The sequence below is a fragment of the Citrobacter sp. Cpo126 genome, from assembly GCF_030332445.1.
In the GTDB taxonomy this organism is placed as follows: domain Bacteria; phylum Pseudomonadota; class Gammaproteobacteria; order Enterobacterales; family Enterobacteriaceae; genus Citrobacter; species Citrobacter portucalensis.
The window spans coordinates 269642-284021 of the sequence record NZ_JAOWHT010000036.1 but is presented as its reverse complement, the minus strand read 5'-3'; the positions used below and the strand labels follow the sequence as shown (position 1 = coordinate 284021).

The 14380-nt window shown below is 51.1% G+C and carries 15 protein-coding genes; 5 read left to right on the top strand and 10 right to left on the bottom strand.

Annotated elements, in window-relative coordinates; genetic code table 11:
- Window positions 1-29: 29 nt before the first annotated feature.
- Window positions 30-197 (top strand): ribosome modulation factor, encoded by a 168-nt coding sequence (gene rmf / locus OGY17_RS15830; protein WP_003035871.1) that lies wholly within the window; start codon window positions 30-32, stop codon window positions 195-197.
- Between the two features lie 107 nt (window positions 198-304).
- Here rmf and fabA read toward each other — a convergent pair whose 3' ends face one another.
- Together fabA and OGY17_RS15820 are read right to left on the bottom strand one after the other, a co-directional pair.
- Window positions 305-823, bottom strand: coding sequence for a bifunctional 3-hydroxydecanoyl-ACP dehydratase/trans-2-decenoyl-ACP isomerase (gene fabA / locus OGY17_RS15825; protein WP_003035875.1), 519 nt, complete (start codon window positions 821-823; stop codon window positions 305-307).
- A gap of 68 nt (window positions 824-891) precedes the next feature.
- On the bottom strand, window positions 892-2652 hold the full coding sequence (locus OGY17_RS15820) for an AAA family ATPase (RefSeq protein WP_032942904.1): 1761 nt from the start codon (window positions 2650-2652) through the stop codon (window positions 892-894).
- A 185-nt stretch (window positions 2653-2837) separates the two neighbouring features.
- Here OGY17_RS15820 and matP point away from each other — a divergent pair, with 185 nt between their 5' ends.
- Window positions 2838-3290, top strand: a complete 453-nt coding sequence (gene matP / locus OGY17_RS15815; RefSeq protein ID WP_032942905.1) for a macrodomain Ter protein MatP — start codon at window positions 2838-2840, stop codon at window positions 3288-3290.
- Window positions 3291-3378: 88 nt separating this feature from the next.
- On the opposite strand, the gene ompA is transcribed toward matP, so the two are convergent.
- The gene (gene ompA / locus OGY17_RS15810; RefSeq protein ID WP_020996510.1) at window positions 3379-4425 is read right to left on the bottom strand and encodes a porin OmpA; all 1047 of its coding nucleotides are present in this window, start codon (window positions 4423-4425) and stop codon (window positions 3379-3381) included.
- Window positions 4426-4782: 357 nt separating this feature from the next.
- Window positions 4783-5292: an SOS-induced cell division inhibitor SulA gene (sulA, locus tag OGY17_RS15805; protein WP_008784287.1), complete on the bottom strand. Its 510-nt coding sequence runs from the start codon at window positions 5290-5292 to the stop codon at window positions 4783-4785.
- Window positions 5293-5509: 217 nt separating this feature from the next.
- Between sulA and OGY17_RS15800 the strand changes: the two genes are divergently transcribed.
- Complete coding sequence (locus tag OGY17_RS15800) at window positions 5510-6124, top strand: TfoX/Sxy family DNA transformation protein (protein ID WP_008784288.1); 615 nt, start codon at window positions 5510-5512, stop codon at window positions 6122-6124.
- Here OGY17_RS15800 and yccS read toward each other — a convergent pair.
- Entirely contained in the window at window positions 6102-8255 is a 2154-nt protein-coding gene (gene yccS, locus OGY17_RS15795; RefSeq protein ID WP_234102438.1) for a YccS family putative transporter, read from the bottom strand. The two genes, OGY17_RS15800 and yccS, sit on opposite strands and share 23 nt — an antisense overlap.
- Window positions 8256-8273: 18 nt before the next feature.
- Window positions 8274-8720 carry a YccF domain-containing protein gene (locus OGY17_RS15790; protein ID WP_003831998.1) on the bottom strand — a complete coding sequence of 149 codons (447 nt, stop codon included), beginning with the start codon at window positions 8718-8720 and terminating at the stop codon, window positions 8274-8276.
- Between the two features lie 125 nt (window positions 8721-8845).
- On the opposite strand from OGY17_RS15790, the gene helD reads away from it, so the two are divergent.
- The gene (gene helD, locus OGY17_RS15785; RefSeq protein WP_286607764.1) at window positions 8846-10900 is read left to right on the top strand and encodes a DNA helicase IV; all 2055 of its coding nucleotides are present in this window, start codon (window positions 8846-8848) and stop codon (window positions 10898-10900) included.
- 32 nt (window positions 10901-10932) lie between these two features.
- Here the strand turns inward: helD and mgsA are convergent, their stop codons facing one another.
- The gene (gene mgsA / locus OGY17_RS15780) at window positions 10933-11391 is read right to left on the bottom strand and encodes a methylglyoxal synthase (protein WP_003035897.1); all 459 of its coding nucleotides are present in this window, start codon (window positions 11389-11391) and stop codon (window positions 10933-10935) included.
- Between the two features lie 93 nt (window positions 11392-11484).
- Entirely contained in the window at window positions 11485-12147 is a 663-nt protein-coding gene (gene csgI / locus OGY17_RS15775) for a curli synthesis inhibitor (protein WP_016149882.1), read from the bottom strand.
- 172 nt (window positions 12148-12319) lie between these two features.
- On the opposite strand from csgI, the gene OGY17_RS15770 reads away from it, so the two are divergent.
- Window positions 12320-12733 (top strand): CoA-binding protein, encoded by a 414-nt coding sequence (locus OGY17_RS15770; RefSeq protein ID WP_032942909.1) that lies wholly within the window; start codon window positions 12320-12322, stop codon window positions 12731-12733.
- Between the two features lie 67 nt (window positions 12734-12800).
- Here OGY17_RS15770 and hspQ read toward each other — a convergent pair whose 3' ends face one another.
- A complete protein-coding gene (gene hspQ / locus OGY17_RS15765; RefSeq protein ID WP_003035905.1) occupies window positions 12801-13118 on the bottom strand; it encodes a heat shock protein HspQ in 318 nt (105 codons plus the stop codon).
- A 57-nt stretch (window positions 13119-13175) separates the two neighbouring features.
- Window positions 13176-14366 (bottom strand): 23S rRNA (cytosine(1962)-C(5))-methyltransferase RlmI, encoded by a 1191-nt coding sequence (gene rlmI, locus OGY17_RS15760; protein ID WP_008784294.1) that lies wholly within the window; start codon window positions 14364-14366, stop codon window positions 13176-13178.
- Window positions 14367-14380: the final 14 nt, after the last annotated feature.

The following is a 14380-nucleotide window of genomic DNA, read 5'->3' as shown; positions in this document are numbered from 1 at the left end:
ACCAGACCCAAAAATGAGGGAAACGAGGCATGAAGAGACAAAAACGAGATCGCCTGGAACGGGCACATCAACGTGGATATCAGGCCGGCATTGCCGGACGCTCAAAAGAAATGTGTCCCTATCAGACGCTGAATCAGAGGTCATACTGGCTGGGAGGCTGGCGAGAAGCCATGGGGGATAGGGTTTTAATGGCCTGATTCTGTCTCTTTAGATAAAAGAAACCTCCGCAGAGCGGAGGTTTCGCCTTTTTGCACACCAGATAAAACGAAGAAACGTTAATGTCTGGCTGCTTCCCAGTTCTGGATTAGAACGCGGAAGTGTCCTGGAAAAGACCCACTTTCAGATCGTTTGCGGTATAGATCAGTCGACCATCAACCAGCACTTCACCATCTGCCAGGCCCATGATCAGGCGACGGTTAACGATGCGTTTGAAGTGAATGCGGTAAGTGACTTTCTTCGCGGTCGGCAGAACCTGGCCGGTGAATTTGACTTCGCCTACGCCCAGCGCACGGCCTTTACCTTCGCCGCCCAGCCAGCCGAGATAGAATCCAACCAGTTGCCACATGGCGTCGAGACCCAGGCAGCCCGGCATCACCGGATCGCCGATAAAGTGACAACCGAAGAACCACAGGTCCGGGTTGATATCCAGTTCAGCTTCAACATAACCTTTGTCAAAGTTGCCACCGGTTTCGGTCATCTTGATGACACGGTCCATCATCAGCATGCTTGGTGCTGGCAGTTGTGGCCCTTTAGCGCCAAACAGCTCACCGCGACCAGAGGCAAGAAGGTCTTCTTTCGTATAGGATTCGCGTTTATCTACCATGTTCTCTGTAAGCCTTATTTTATTGAAGCACGCAGGATAGCTAACACGTGTACGCTGAACAAGTCCGATCAGTTCGGAATAATCCAGTTCAGCCAACGTAGCGGCCATGGGAAACGGTGACGACCTTCCTGTTGCGTTGCCGTGGCAATACGCTCCTGAATGGTTTGCATCAGCGTTGTCTGGCCTTCGCCATCCCACACCAGATTTAACAACAGTGGCAGCGCATCGGTCACGTCGTCCACCGCCCAGATAGTGAATTTTTCTTCTTCTATGGCCTGTAGCAGCGCAGGCTGCAGGCTGAGGTGTCTGACGTTAGCCGAAGGAATGATGACGCCCTGTGTGCCTGTCAGCTCGCGCTGCTGGCAGATGGCGAAGAAACCTTCAATTTTCTCATTCAGACCACCGACAGGTTGTGCCCGACCAAACTGATCGACAGAACCGGTAATGGCGATACTTTGATTAACAGGAACGTCGGCGAGGGCGCTAATCAATGCGCACAGTTCTGCCATGGACGCGCTGTCACCGTCCACCTCACTGTAAGATTGCTCAAAGGTCAGCGAGGCAGAGAAGGGGATCTGTTGCTCCAGCTGGAGTTCCGACATCAGGAACGCCTGCATAATCATCATACCCTTGGCATGAATATTTCCGCCAAGCTCGGCTTTGCGCTCAATATCCGTAAACTCGCCGTCGCCAATATGCACGACGCAACTGATACGAGAAGGCTCGCCAAATGCGCGTGGGTGGCCTGGAAACTCAATCACCGACAAGGCGTTGATCTGGCCAATACGCTCGCCTTCTGTCTCGATAAGGATTTGCTCTTGCAGAATTTCATCCTGCATGCGTTCAGCCAGGAATCCCTCACGCCATTCGCGCTGAGCCAGCATCAGGCTGAACTGCTCAGCGTTGCAGGTTTCGCCCTCGCATAACGGTGCCACCTCTTTGAACTGTCGGGTGATCCACAGCGGGTTAAGCGGCAATGTATCCTGTTCACCGGTATAGCGAACGGCTTCACGGATCAGAACCTGCCAGGCATCGGGAGCGGGGTAAGGCAAATTATTGCGCATGGCAGTATGCGTGACCCATTGACACCACTGCGTCATGGTTTCGGCATCCACAATCTGCAGATTATCTTCAAACTCGCTGTAAATGGCCTGCTCAGCCAATTCTGGTTCCATGTCCTGGAAATCCGCCAGCGATTCACGCTCACCCACCAAAATCACTTTCAGTTTAAGCGGCATAGGCGGAACGGAGACAGGCAGCGGGCGAGACTCATCAAAAGCCACCCAATCAAAACGCTCGTGGCTGACAATGGCTTTCAGGCGCATCCATAACAGCGGTTGGGCCAACAGCGTGCGCAATGAGATAACCAGCACACCTCCATTGGCCTGATGTACCAGACCTGGCTGTAGCGTGATTTCACCATTGAACTGACGTAGACAGCCGAACAGTTGTTCGGCTTCGGCCCAGTCAGCGCTGACCACCTGCGTTAACGTCGCAAAATTGTCTTCCGTTTTCTCAGCTGTACGATAACGAATAGTGTGACCGGAGATGTCGTAATGACCGCCAGTCAGGCTTCCTGCATCCGTGTGCAAGGGACGTGCAGCCTTTGCAATAAGGTTGAGATACTCAAGCTCTTCCGGTGCTTTTACCAACATGAACGAGGATGTTGTCCAGTGCTGAAGAAGCTGCTCTAGCGCGAATTGTAAACGTGGCTGAGTATCACTAAGTAAGGTGTCGGTGTCGTCAGTGACGTGCGGCTGTGCAAATACTTCCTGATAACTGTCGGTATCAGGAACCAGATCACGCCATGCAAGTTTCGTAATGGTCAAAGTTGATGTTTTTTAGTCTGTTGTAAAAAACGAGATTATACCGTAACCCTCACCACTAAACACCTGGAAAGCACCGCGAAACGGTTGTGATGACGCGCGACAGTTCACAGGCTGGATATTCTTTTCTTCAGATGCCGAAAAAGCTGATATTCTGATAAGAGTTACACGGTAACATTGAGATCGCAATGAAATATCAACAACTTGAAAACCTTGAAAGCGGCTGGAAATGGAAGTATCTGGTGAAGAAGCATCGTGAGGGGGAATTAATCACCCGTTACGTCGAGGCCAGCGCTGCCAAAGAAGCCGTTGATTTATTGCTAACCCTCGAAAATGAACCGGTTCGGGTCAATAGCTGGATTGAAGAACACATGAATCCTGCGCTGCTTAATCGTATGAAACAAACCATACGTGCCAGGCGCAAGCGGCACTTTAATGCTGAGCATCAGCATACCCGGAAGAAATCCATCGATCTGGAATTTATGGTCTGGCAGCGTCTGGCAGGTCTTGCGCAGCGGCGCGGAAAAACGCTTTCTGAAACTATTGTGCAGCTGATTGAAGACGCAGAGCATAAAGAGAAGTACGCGAACAAAATGTCGACATTGAAACAGGATTTACAGGCGTTGCTGGGGAAAGAGTAGCGGTCGGCTGGTTGAATGCGTGGCTTACTTTGGATGAAAACAGATGAAAAAAAACCCCGCTATGCGGGGTTTTTTATAAGACGATAACTTAAGCCTGAGGCTGAGTTACAACGTCTTTGATGCCTTTAACTTCGATCTCAACACGACGATCCGGAGCCAGGCAGTCGATCAGTGCAGCGCGAGCTTTCACGTTGTCACAGGTGTTGCCAGTAACTGGGTTGGATTCACCCATACCACGTGCAGAGATTTTGTCAGAAGGAATACCTTTAGAGATCAGGTAATCAACAACGGACTGAGCACGTTTCTCGGACAGACCCTGGTTGTAAGCGTCAGAACCGATGCGGTCAGTGAAGCCCAGAACCACTACGGAACCGTCTTTCGGATCCAGGTTGCTCAGCTGGCTGTACATCTGGTCCAGAGCCTGCTGGCCTTCTGGTTTCAGAGTTGCTTTGTTGAAGTTGAACAGAACGTCAGACTTCAGAGTGAAGTGCTTGGTCTGTACTTCTGGAGCCGGAGCCGGAGCAACAACTACTGGAGCTGCTTCTTCCTGCTGACCGAAACGGTAAGAAACACCAACGCTCAACAGGCCGTTATCCGGACGACCGCCAACGGTGTTCGCGTCACCGATGTTGTTGGTCCACTGGTATTCCAGACGGGTAGCGATTTCAGGAGTAATTGCATACTCTACGCCACCAGCGAATACTGGGGATACACCAGTGTCGTGGTCTTTGAAGCCATCGTTGTTTTTAGCGTCTGCACGCCAAACCATACCACCCAGACGGGTATAAACGTCCAGATCGTCAGTGATTGGGTAACCCAGTTTAGCGGTCAGTTGAACGCCCTGAGCTTTGAAAGCGCCATTCTGCTCGCTGCCTTTGTATGGCATACGGCCTAACCAGTCGTAACCCATTTCGAAACCAACGTACGGGTTAACCTGATAACCACCGAACGCACCGGCACCCAGTTGGCTTTCGTGGGTCGGACCGTTGTTGTCGATACGGTTGTTGCCAATATCATGGAACTGAGACCAGCCCAGTTTAGCACCAGTATACCAGGTGTTATCTTTCGGAGCGGCCTGCGCCACGGTAGCGAAACCAGCCAGTGCCACTGCAATTGCGATAGCTGTCTTTTTCATTTTTTGCGCCTCGTTATCATCCAAAATTCGCCATGAATATCTCCGAAGAGAGATAACACGGTTAAATCCTTCACCCGGGGACCAGTTCAATAGTTACTCTACCGATATCTGCGGCTTACGCCGAGCACCCCTGGCGATGTAAAGTCTACAACGTAGTTGAAAACTTACAAGTGTGAAGTCCGTCAGGCATATGAAAAAAAAAGGCTTGTATACACAATATTTAACATTTATAGCTGAATAAATGTACTGAGGATATCCTGAAAACCGCTTCAGACAAGCGTTCAGACGAAAAACACATTACAGCTCAAAGACAAATTGAGAGATGAAAAAAAATTCCAGGATAAATCCTAATTTTACTCAATGATACAAATTCGAGTGAATTTTTAGCCCGGAATGCTGTCTGCCCGCAAGTGTCTGGGCGCGAACCGGACGCATGATAAAACCCATCGCATTACCTTCATCAGCCGCTTTGACCAGTTCGGCATGTTCATCTTCCGTTAATTCTTCCGCCAGCCAGCCAATGACAACACTGTAATTACCCGTGCGTAGCGCACGAATCATCGATTCCAGCGTATTGCAGGGGGAGAGCTGACTAATTTGCATGACTTTCGTCAATGGAAGTCCAGCTGACTGCACCCACTCCCGACTTAATTTTTGCTGAGGCGTCAGCCACAGCTGCCAGCGTGATTGTTGCCCTAACTGTTGCAGCAGGGGAAGCAGCAGCAGTTGTGTCATCATGGGCTGGTCCTCGCGATAGACAACTTCACTGATAAGCCCAGCGGTTGCGTTCTCTGATGAAACGCGCGCAATGTTGCTTGATGTGGAAGAGAACGACGATGAACGATTTGCATAGCCTGAAGTGTACATAATCAATCCAGCCCTGTGAGTTACTGTATAGATATACAGTAACCCTGCAATCAACAAAGATCAACCTTATTTTCGGAAACAGGTTCGCAATTTTTAGTCGTCGTCACGGGAAAAATAAAATTCATCTTGCCCCATACGCATAAGTTGCCTATTTTCGTCATTAACGGATCCGCTACTGAAAATCATTTTCTTACGTTATGATTTAAAAAGGATTTTTATGAAAGAGCTTTCTTATGCAAGGATCTATAAATCGCAGGAATATCTGGCTTCTCTGGGGACAATTCACTATCGCTCACTGTTTGGTGGCTACAGTCTGACGGTTGGCGATACGGTCTTTGCCATGGTCGCTAATGGTGAGCTGTATCTTCGCGCCTGTGAGCAGAGCGCCCAGTATTGTGTACAAAATTCTCCTGTCTGGCTGACATTTATTAAGCGCGGACGTCCTCTTGTACTTAATTATTACCAGGTGAACGATGCCCTGTGGCAAAACCAGCAGCAGCTGGTGTCGCTATCGCGATATTCGTTGGATGCAGCGGTTAAGGAAAAACAGAGTCGCTTTGCCCTGCATCGTCTGCGGGAATTGCCGAATATGACGTTTCATCTGGAGACTCTGTTGAATGAAGCTGGAATTAAAGATGAGGGGACCATGCGATCGTTGGGAGCACAAATGTGCTGGCTGAAACTTCGGCAAAATAACCCGGCTCTGACGGTAAAAGTACTCTATGCCCTTGAAGGCGCGGTAGGGGGGATACATGAAGCCGCGCTCCCGGCGACGCGTCGCCAGGAGCTAGTTGAGTGGGTAAGTTCTCTTACGCCGGAGCCGGGGTATTAGACGGCAGCACGTCAATTTGCTGCTGTAATCGCCGGATCTCTGGGAGCAGGGCGATCAATAGCCCAACTTGCTGAACGACCAGCGGCTCTTTACTGTCCGGGCGTGGTTCCAGGTGCTGAATTCGCTGCTTCAGCCCTTCTAACGCCTGATATACACGCTGCTCGTCAGCGGGTTGATGGTGAAGGGCATCATCAACATAGCAAACAGCGTCATCCAGCAATGCCAAAACGTCTGGATTGGTCAGCTGTTCGCGATGTGCGCCCAGCGCAGAAATATAGCTGGTAAACGTATGGTTGAGACACAGTAAACGGAACGCCGTTTCGCGGGTTTGGGCCGTGACATCCGGCTCGCTCGACATGTTTGATACCACGGAGGCGAGTTCAGCATCACGATTATGCGCATCACGGCGAGCGATACGGTAGGCCAGACGATTATCACGACCCTGATGATATTGCTCGAGAATAGCATCAAGGTAGCGGCAGTTAGCGTCAGTCGCCCGTTCAATTACCCGTGGTAGGTTACGAAAACGCCAGTCTGGCCAGATGAAACTGACAGCAGCCCAGGCGATAGCACAGCCAATTAGCGTATCGATGACACGCGGCAGTGCAACCTCAAAGCCTTCGCCGAGCAGGTTAAAGCACAGTAACACCAGCAGCGTGATAAACATGGTGGCGTGTGCATACTGGACGTTGCGAAAGGCAAAAAACAGCACACCAGTGATCACCAGGAGTATCAGCTGCCCTTCGAGAGAGGGTACAAACCACAGGATCGGTAAACCAATGGCAATCCCAACCAACGTGCCGATAATCCTGAGCGCCAGGCGATGTCGGGTGGCGTTGTAGTTTGGCTGACAGACAAACAGGCTGGTCAGCAAGATCCAGTATCCGTGATTCATGCCGGTTATCTGGATAATGGCGTAACCAACACAGAGCACTAACGACATGCGAACGGCATGGCGAAACAGAGCAGACTCAGGGGTGAAATTACGGCTCAGACGTAACCAGATATCACTGAATCCATGGGGACTGTCATCGGCAAGCTGATTTTCAGTCTCATTGCGCGAGAGTACCTGAGCCTGTTCAGACTCTATGGTAGCAAGCTGCGCGTCGATTGCCCGTAGGTTTGACAGTAAAAAACCCAGCGTATTGAGCAGGTCGGCAGGTTCACCACTGGCACGCATGCGCTCAAGTGCGGCATCTATATGGGTGAAGGCGCGCTCAAAGTGCGGATCGTGCTGGTAAGGCGTGCGCAATAAAATACAGCGAGATAATTGTGAACAGGCTTGCCCTTGCATCGACATCAACCGCTGGAAACGGAACATCACATCGCTGTGACGGAAATGATCGCGTAGCGTTTGATACTGAATATGTGAAGAGCTTGCGCGTTCATGAATATCCTGCGCCACAAAATAGTAATGTAGCGTGCGACGTGTTCCCCGTTGTCCACGGTCACCGCGCAGGCGGGTCAGCAGCGACACTTTAGTCTGATTCAGCGTTGCCATCAGTTGGCCATTCGCGAGAGCTAAATCATACAACGGTGCCTGGCTTTCATCTTCTATGTCGGGGTCAAAAAGACGCGATTTCAGTTCCAGGTAGTGCGCTAACTGTTCGTAGCTGCGTGCCAGATTGTCCTGTAAGGGGCGGATGGGGAACAGAAGATGTCCGGTGAGCGTCAGCAGGTTATACCAGATAGCGCCAGCGAGCAGCAGGATGGGTTGTTGATACCACTGATCGTAAAGCGAGGTGCCCAGCATCGTGTAAATGGCGATCAGCAATGCACCAAAAGCAATAGTTGCATAGCGCTGGCCTAATCCCCCCAGCAGAATAAAGCCGCTGGTGGAAAGCGTTAAACCAATAGCAAACAGCCATGGCCATGGGAAGAGCAGTTCAACGGAGGCTGAGGCAATAAAAAAGCACACCAGTGTGATGATTAAATTGCGCAATCGGCCCGCGAGACGATCGTCCAGATCGGTAAGTGCGGCAGCGACCATACCCAGCGTGAGTGGGATAGTCAGCTTGACGTCACCCAGCCACCAGGGTAGCGCCGTTGTGCCGCATAGCGCGATAAAAATCCGCACGTAGTACAGCCAGGTGCTGTTCCAGGTATAGCGTTTGAGCAGAGGACTTAACATAAAGGCCATCGGTCCTGATTATTCAAAACGACGACGCGCATTGGCTTCACGCGCTGCACGGGCAACTTCTACTGAAACCACCCGGCGACCCACCGGCCAGAGCGCAATGGCAGCGATTTTAAAGTTTGCAATGCCAACCGGAATACCAATAATCGTAATGCACTGAGCAATACCAGAGATAATGTGCATCAGGCACAACCACCAGCCGAAGAAAATCAGCCAGAAAATATTGAGCACGGTGCCGCCGGTATTTAACAGGACGCTTTTACCGGCCGGATTCAGTTCATCGACATGAATCGCTTCGTTACCATAGGGAAACAGCGAAAGTCGGGTTATCTCCCAGCATGAACGGGTCAAGGGTAAAGTAAAAATAAGCACGACACTGACCAGCGTTGCCAGTAACCAGGCCAGGGTGGTGGCGAACCCCCCAAGCACAAAATTTAAAATATTCAGAACAGTACGCATAAACCCTCGGTTAACTCTGGTTTTCTGTGAATTCGGCAATTGTAACGTTTTTTTGGGCTGGAGCACGTTTTCTCTGGCGGTTACACTGATAAGCAAACCTCTTCGTGTGGATCCGCTTGAGTCTTATGGAACTGAAAGCAACTTCTCTTGGAAAACGTCTGGCACAACACCCTTACGATCGGGCCGTTATTCTCAATGCCGGGATTAAAGTTTCCGGCGATCGTCACGAGTATCTTATTCCCTTCAATCAGTTACTGGCTATTCATTGCAAACGCGGCCTGGTATGGGGCGAGCTGGAGTTTGTACTCCCGGATGAGAAGGTGGTTCGTCTTCACGGTACAGAGTGGGCGGAAACCCAGCGCTTCCATCATCATTTGAATGCGCTCTGGCAACAGTGGAGCCAGGAAATGAGTGACGTTGCTGCCGGGGTTTTACAGCAGCAATTGGATGCGATAGCGGCGCGTACTAGTGAAAGTAAATGGCTGACGCGCGAACAAACGTCAGGGCTGCAGCAGCAGATTCGCCGTGCCTTTGCCGCGTTACCGCTCTCGGTTAATCGGCTGGAGGAATTTGAAAATTGCAGGGAGGCGTTACGTCAATGCCAGGCATGGTTGAAAGACATTGAAGCCTGTCGCTTACAGCACAATCAGGCGTACACCGATGCAATGCTGGAAGAGTATGCCGAGTTTTTCCAGCATATTGAATCTTCGCCGTTGAACCCTGCTCAGGCGCGCGCGGTGGTGAACGGTGAGCAATCATTGTTGGTACTTGCTGGTGCTGGAAGCGGTAAAACATCTGTGTTGGTTGCCCGGGCTGGTTGGTTGCTTGCACGAGGAGAAGCCGCACCAGAACAGATCCTGTTGCTGGCGTTTGGACGCAAAGCCGCCCAGGAGATGGATGACCGCATCCGTGAGCGTCTGCATACGGATGAGGTCACCGCACGGACGTTCCATTCACTCGCGTTGCACATTATTTCGCAAGGCAGCAAAAAAGTCCCAACGGTAAGCAAGCTTGAAAATGATGCTATCGCGCGCAACAAACTCTTTATAACAACCTGGCGTCAGCAGTGCAGTGAGAAAAAGGCTCAGGCTAAAGGCTGGCGACAATGGTTAGAAGAAGAAATGCAGTGGTCTGTACCCGAAGGTAATTTCTGGGATGACGAAAAATTACAGCGCCGTCTGGCCTCCCGGTTGGATCGCTGGGTTAGTTTGATGCGAATGCATGGCGGAGCACAGGCGGAGATGATTGCTAATGCTCCGGAGGAGATCCGTGATCTGTTCAGTAAACGCATAAAGCTAATGGCGCCGCTGCTCAAGGCCTGGAAGAGTGCCCTGAAGGATGAGAATGCCGTCGATTTCTCCGGGTTGATCCATCAGGCTATTGTCATTCTGGAGAAGGGGCGGTTTATCAGTCCGTGGAAACATATTCTGGTCGATGAATTTCAGGATATTTCCCCTCAGCGCGCCGCCCTGTTAGCCGCCTTGCGTAAGCAAAACTCGCAGACCACGCTGTTTGCCGTGGGAGATGACTGGCAGGCAATTTACCGGTTCAGCGGAGCACAGCTTTCTCTGACAACCGCATTTCAGCAAAATTTTGGTGAGGGCGATAGCTGTAATCTGGATACGACTTACCGTTTTAATAGCCGTATCGGCGAAGTCGCAAACCAGTTTATCCAGCAAAACCCACACCAGCTCACAAAACCGCTGAACAGTCTGGCGACCGGTGATAAAAAAGCCGTCACGTTGCTCGACGAAAGCCAGTTAGATCTGTTGCTGGATAAGCTGTCGGGTTTTGTAAAAGCCGAAGAGAGAATTCTGGTGCTGGCGCGATACCATCATCTCAAACCTGCCAGCCTGGACAAAGCGGCCACCCGCTGGCCCAAGCTGCAGCTGGATTTTATGACTATTCATGCCAGCAAAGGGCAGCAGGCGGATTATGTCATTGTGATGGGGCTTCATGAAGGGAATGACGGTTTCCCGGCTCCGGCTCGCGAGTCGATTATGGAAGAGGCGTTACTCCCGGCTGTTGAAGATTTTCCTGATGCGGAAGAGAGACGGTTGCTGTATGTGGCGCTAACGCGTGCGCGGCATCGGGTATGGCTACTGTTTAGCAAAGACGCGCCATCATGCTTTGTTGATGAGCTTAAGCAATTAGACGTTCCGGTGACCAGGAAACCCTGAAAAGCAGGCGGCAATTACCGCCTGCTTAGCGTTTATTTGAGGCGTTCTGCCAGATAACGGGCGTAATCCGGGATCAAGATATCTGTTGCGTCGTTGAAGTTTGGCGACTGGATAATAAAATCAGCCGTTGACACGTTGGTGGCGACTGGAATGTTCCAGACCGTGGCCAGGCGTAGCAGGGCTTTGACATCAGGATCGTGGGGAACGGCGTTGAGCGGATCCCAGAAGAAAATCAGCACATCAATTTTCCCTTCTGAAATCAGCGCACCCACCTGCTGGTCCCCCCCCATCGGGCCGCTCAGCATGGCGTTGACGTCCATTCCTGTCGCGCGTTGAATTAAGTTTCCTGTTGTTCCTGTTGCATACAGAACGTGTTTTTCCAGTAATGGCTGGTGGCGTTCAACCCAGCTCATCAACATCTTTTTGCAGTGATCGTGTGCGACCAACGCAATATGTTTCTGCGCTGGCAATGTGCGAGTCGTTAATTCCATAGTACAGCTCCCAAGTTAACCTTGTTACAGAGTACTGGAAGCACTTGACGCTGCAAGAGAAAGACAAAAAAAATGCGTATACGAACATAAATGTCACGATGGGGGTTGTTTCTCCGCCCATTGTAAGAAGTTACTTCGCGTTTGTGCGTCAGCCTGTTGAAACCAATATTTTAAGCGCTGCTCGGTCAGTGTTTGCGACTGAGGCGGCACGCGATCCAGTTCTGACACCCCGGAAAGCAGCGAACTGTCATCGGCCATCATTGTGGCAAATTGCGGTAAAGACGCATGCTTAGCCGCTTTGTTATAGCGCTCTGTTTCCATTTCATAATCTACGATTTTTGCGGTGGACGTGATTGACAGAATATCCAGCTTAACCGGTATAGGCATGGAGTCCCCATCCAGCAGTTCTACGCGCGGGGCATCATCAAAATGCGTTGCATCCCGCTCGTTGCTCAGACGTGGGAGGTGGAAATTAACCTGACTGACGAGTTGGGTATCAAAGCTGATGACCAACGGAGGCGAAATATACAGACGTTCTTCGTGGCTGGACAGGCGAATGGTTTTTTCTACGCGAAACACGAGCTGGTGCCGACCATTTTCCAGCTCAATACTGTCGGCACCACGCAGTAATGAGCTGGAGACTTTTTTTCCGTCCAGTACCAGAAGGTCAATATCATTAGACAGACGTAAAGAGGTAGCAAAAACGGTTACCGGCAAACATAGGGCAATCAAGGCTGTCACAATGCCGGCTTTCATAGGTTTCTCCTGTCCAGAAAATATCTCTATAAGATGTATCTAAATTTTTCGATAATCATGTTTACTAACATATAGACATATTTTTGAGTTTAGCTCTCATGCGCCAGTATGGGATGAATGGTTGCAAAGTCAGGTTTGTCGTACACTTTGCTAAACAGCCTGGAGGAAAACGATGAAAGAGACCGATATTGCTGGCATTTTGACAACGACCCGTACGATTGCGCTGGTGGGGGCAAGCGATAAACCCGATCGTCCAAGCTATCGGGTGATGAAATATTTACTCGATCAGGGCTATCACGTTATTCCTGTTTCACCGAAGGTTGCCGGAAAAACGCTGCTGGGGCAGCAGGGTTATGCGACGCTGGCAGATGTACCAGAGAAAGTGGATATGGTAGATGTCTTCCGTAATTCTGAAGCGGCGTGGGGTGTTGCTCAGGAGGCAATTGCCATCGGCGCGAAGACGCTATGGATGCAGCTCGGCGTGATTAACGAGCAGGCAGCCGTGCTGGCTCGCGATGCAGGGATGACGGTGGTGATGGATCGCTGCCCGGCGATTGAGATCCCGCGGCTGGGACTGGCGAAGTAAGGCTGATCTGTAGCCGAACAAAACGCACAGGCCCGATTAGCGAATCGCCATCGGGCCTGTGTTAGCATCAATTGCGCAGGCGCGGGGCCTGAAGCTGTTTTCGAATTGTTCGCGCCAGTTCATCCATCGACGGTTGCTCCGGATGTTCTTCCTGTAGCTCACTACTCAGTTGTGCTTCGGCCAGATACGTATGCACTGGCAGACCATTATCGTCTTCCATCACCACGTGATACCAGGGAGCGGCGCGAAGTTCGTCGTTAACCGCCAACTCATCGGCTGACGGTTGATCAAGCGAATATTCCGGGTCGATATCCACGACCACTCCGAGGTAACCTAACAGGGAATGGCGGACCTGCTGGCCGATACCGAATTTGCTGGCAATCATAGTCACCTCCCGGGAAATAGATACCCTTTATGTAAGGGTAATATTCCACTTTTCAAGTTACATGATGCGACAGGCAAACCCTTTCAGATACAGCCCTTCCGGGTAGGTAGCGATCACCGGGTGATCGGCGGCCTGACGGAACTGCTCTATAAATTGTACATCACGACCAGCATCTATTGCGGCATCAGCGATGATTTTCTGAAATAAATCGGTGGTCATTAGCCCAGAGCAGGAGAAAGTCAGCAGCACACCGCCAGGATTGAGCAACTGAATAGCCAGCATATTGATGTCCTTATAGCCGCGGCAGGCACCCATCAACTGGCTTTTGTTTTCGACAAATTTCGGCGGATCCATCACGATGACGTCGAATTTCTCACCACGATCGCGATAAGCACGCAGAAGTTTGAACACATCATCACGCACGAACTCAGCTTTGCTCAGATCCAGCTTGTTCAGTTCCACGTTCTGGCGGGCAATATCGAGCGCTTCCTGAGAGGTGTCAACGCTGACGACCTGACGGCATCCGCCCATTAATGCTGAGACCGCAAAGCCGCCGGTATAAGAGAAACAGTTCAGTACACGCTGATTTTCCACATAACGACGCGTGGCCAGGCGGCTGTCGCGTTGATCGAGGTAATAGCCGGTTTTGTGACCATGCTGAATATCAACCAGCAGCTTCATTCCGTGCTCTTCAATCGGCAGCAGGGCTGGCGGAAGCTCACCCGTTACTGGCCCTTGAGTCAGCTCCATACCTTCTTTTTTACGTACGGCCACATCGCTACGGTCATAAATGGCGCAGTCCGGGAAAACAATTTGCAGAGCGCTAATCAGCGCGGCGCGTTGGTATTCAGCCCCCGCACTGAGCAACTGCAACACCAGGAAGTTGCCGAAGCGGTCAATGGTGATGCCCGGCAGGCCATCGGATTCTCCGGCGATCAGACGGTAACTGTCCAGACCGTCTTTTTTCGCCAGCCAGTCACGCCATGTTTGCGCTTGTTGTAGACGACGGGTGAAGAAATCAATATCGATGGACTCAGACTTGTCGAATGTCCAGACGCGTGCACGGATCTGCGACGCGGGTGAGTACGCGCCGCGTGCTAACCATTTACCCTGATGGTCAACAATATCGATGGTTTCACCGAGGTTGGCTTTACCTTCCATACGTGCGACAGCACCGGAAAATACCCACGGATGGCGGCGCAGTAATGATTTTTCGCGCCCTTTGGCTAACACTAAACGTACACTCATAATTTACTATTCTG

Coding starts and splice junctions, on each gene's coding strand:
- rmf (WP_003035871.1), top strand. CDS start 30: ATGAAGAGACAAAAACGAGATCGCCTGGAACGGGCACATCAACGTGGA.
- fabA (WP_003035875.1), bottom strand. CDS start 823: ATGGTAGATAAACGCGAATCCTATACGAAAGAAGACCTTCTTGCCTCT.
- matP (WP_032942905.1), top strand. CDS start 2,838: ATGAAATATCAACAACTTGAAAACCTTGAAAGCGGCTGGAAATGGAAG.
- ompA (WP_020996510.1), bottom strand. CDS start 4,425: ATGAAAAAGACAGCTATCGCAATTGCAGTGGCACTGGCTGGTTTCGCT.
- sulA (WP_008784287.1), bottom strand. CDS start 5,292: ATGTACACTTCAGGCTATGCAAATCGTTCATCGTCGTTCTCTTCCACA.
- OGY17_RS15800 (WP_008784288.1), top strand. CDS start 5,510: ATGAAAGAGCTTTCTTATGCAAGGATCTATAAATCGCAGGAATATCTG.
- yccS (WP_234102438.1), bottom strand. CDS start 8,255: ATGTTAAGTCCTCTGCTCAAACGCTATACCTGGAACAGCACCTGGCTG.
- OGY17_RS15790 (WP_003831998.1), bottom strand. CDS start 8,720: ATGCGTACTGTTCTGAATATTTTAAATTTTGTGCTTGGGGGGTTCGCC.
- helD (WP_286607764.1), top strand. CDS start 8,846: ATGGAACTGAAAGCAACTTCTCTTGGAAAACGTCTGGCACAACACCCT.
- mgsA (WP_003035897.1), bottom strand. CDS start 11,391: ATGGAATTAACGACTCGCACATTGCCAGCGCAGAAACATATTGCGTTG.
- csgI (WP_016149882.1), bottom strand. CDS start 12,147: ATGAAAGCCGGCATTGTGACAGCCTTGATTGCCCTATGTTTGCCGGTA.
- OGY17_RS15770 (WP_032942909.1), top strand. CDS start 12,320: ATGAAAGAGACCGATATTGCTGGCATTTTGACAACGACCCGTACGATT.
- hspQ (WP_003035905.1), bottom strand. CDS start 13,118: ATGATTGCCAGCAAATTCGGTATCGGCCAGCAGGTCCGCCATTCCCTG.
- rlmI (WP_008784294.1), bottom strand. CDS start 14,366: ATGAGTGTACGTTTAGTGTTAGCCAAAGGGCGCGAAAAATCATTACTG.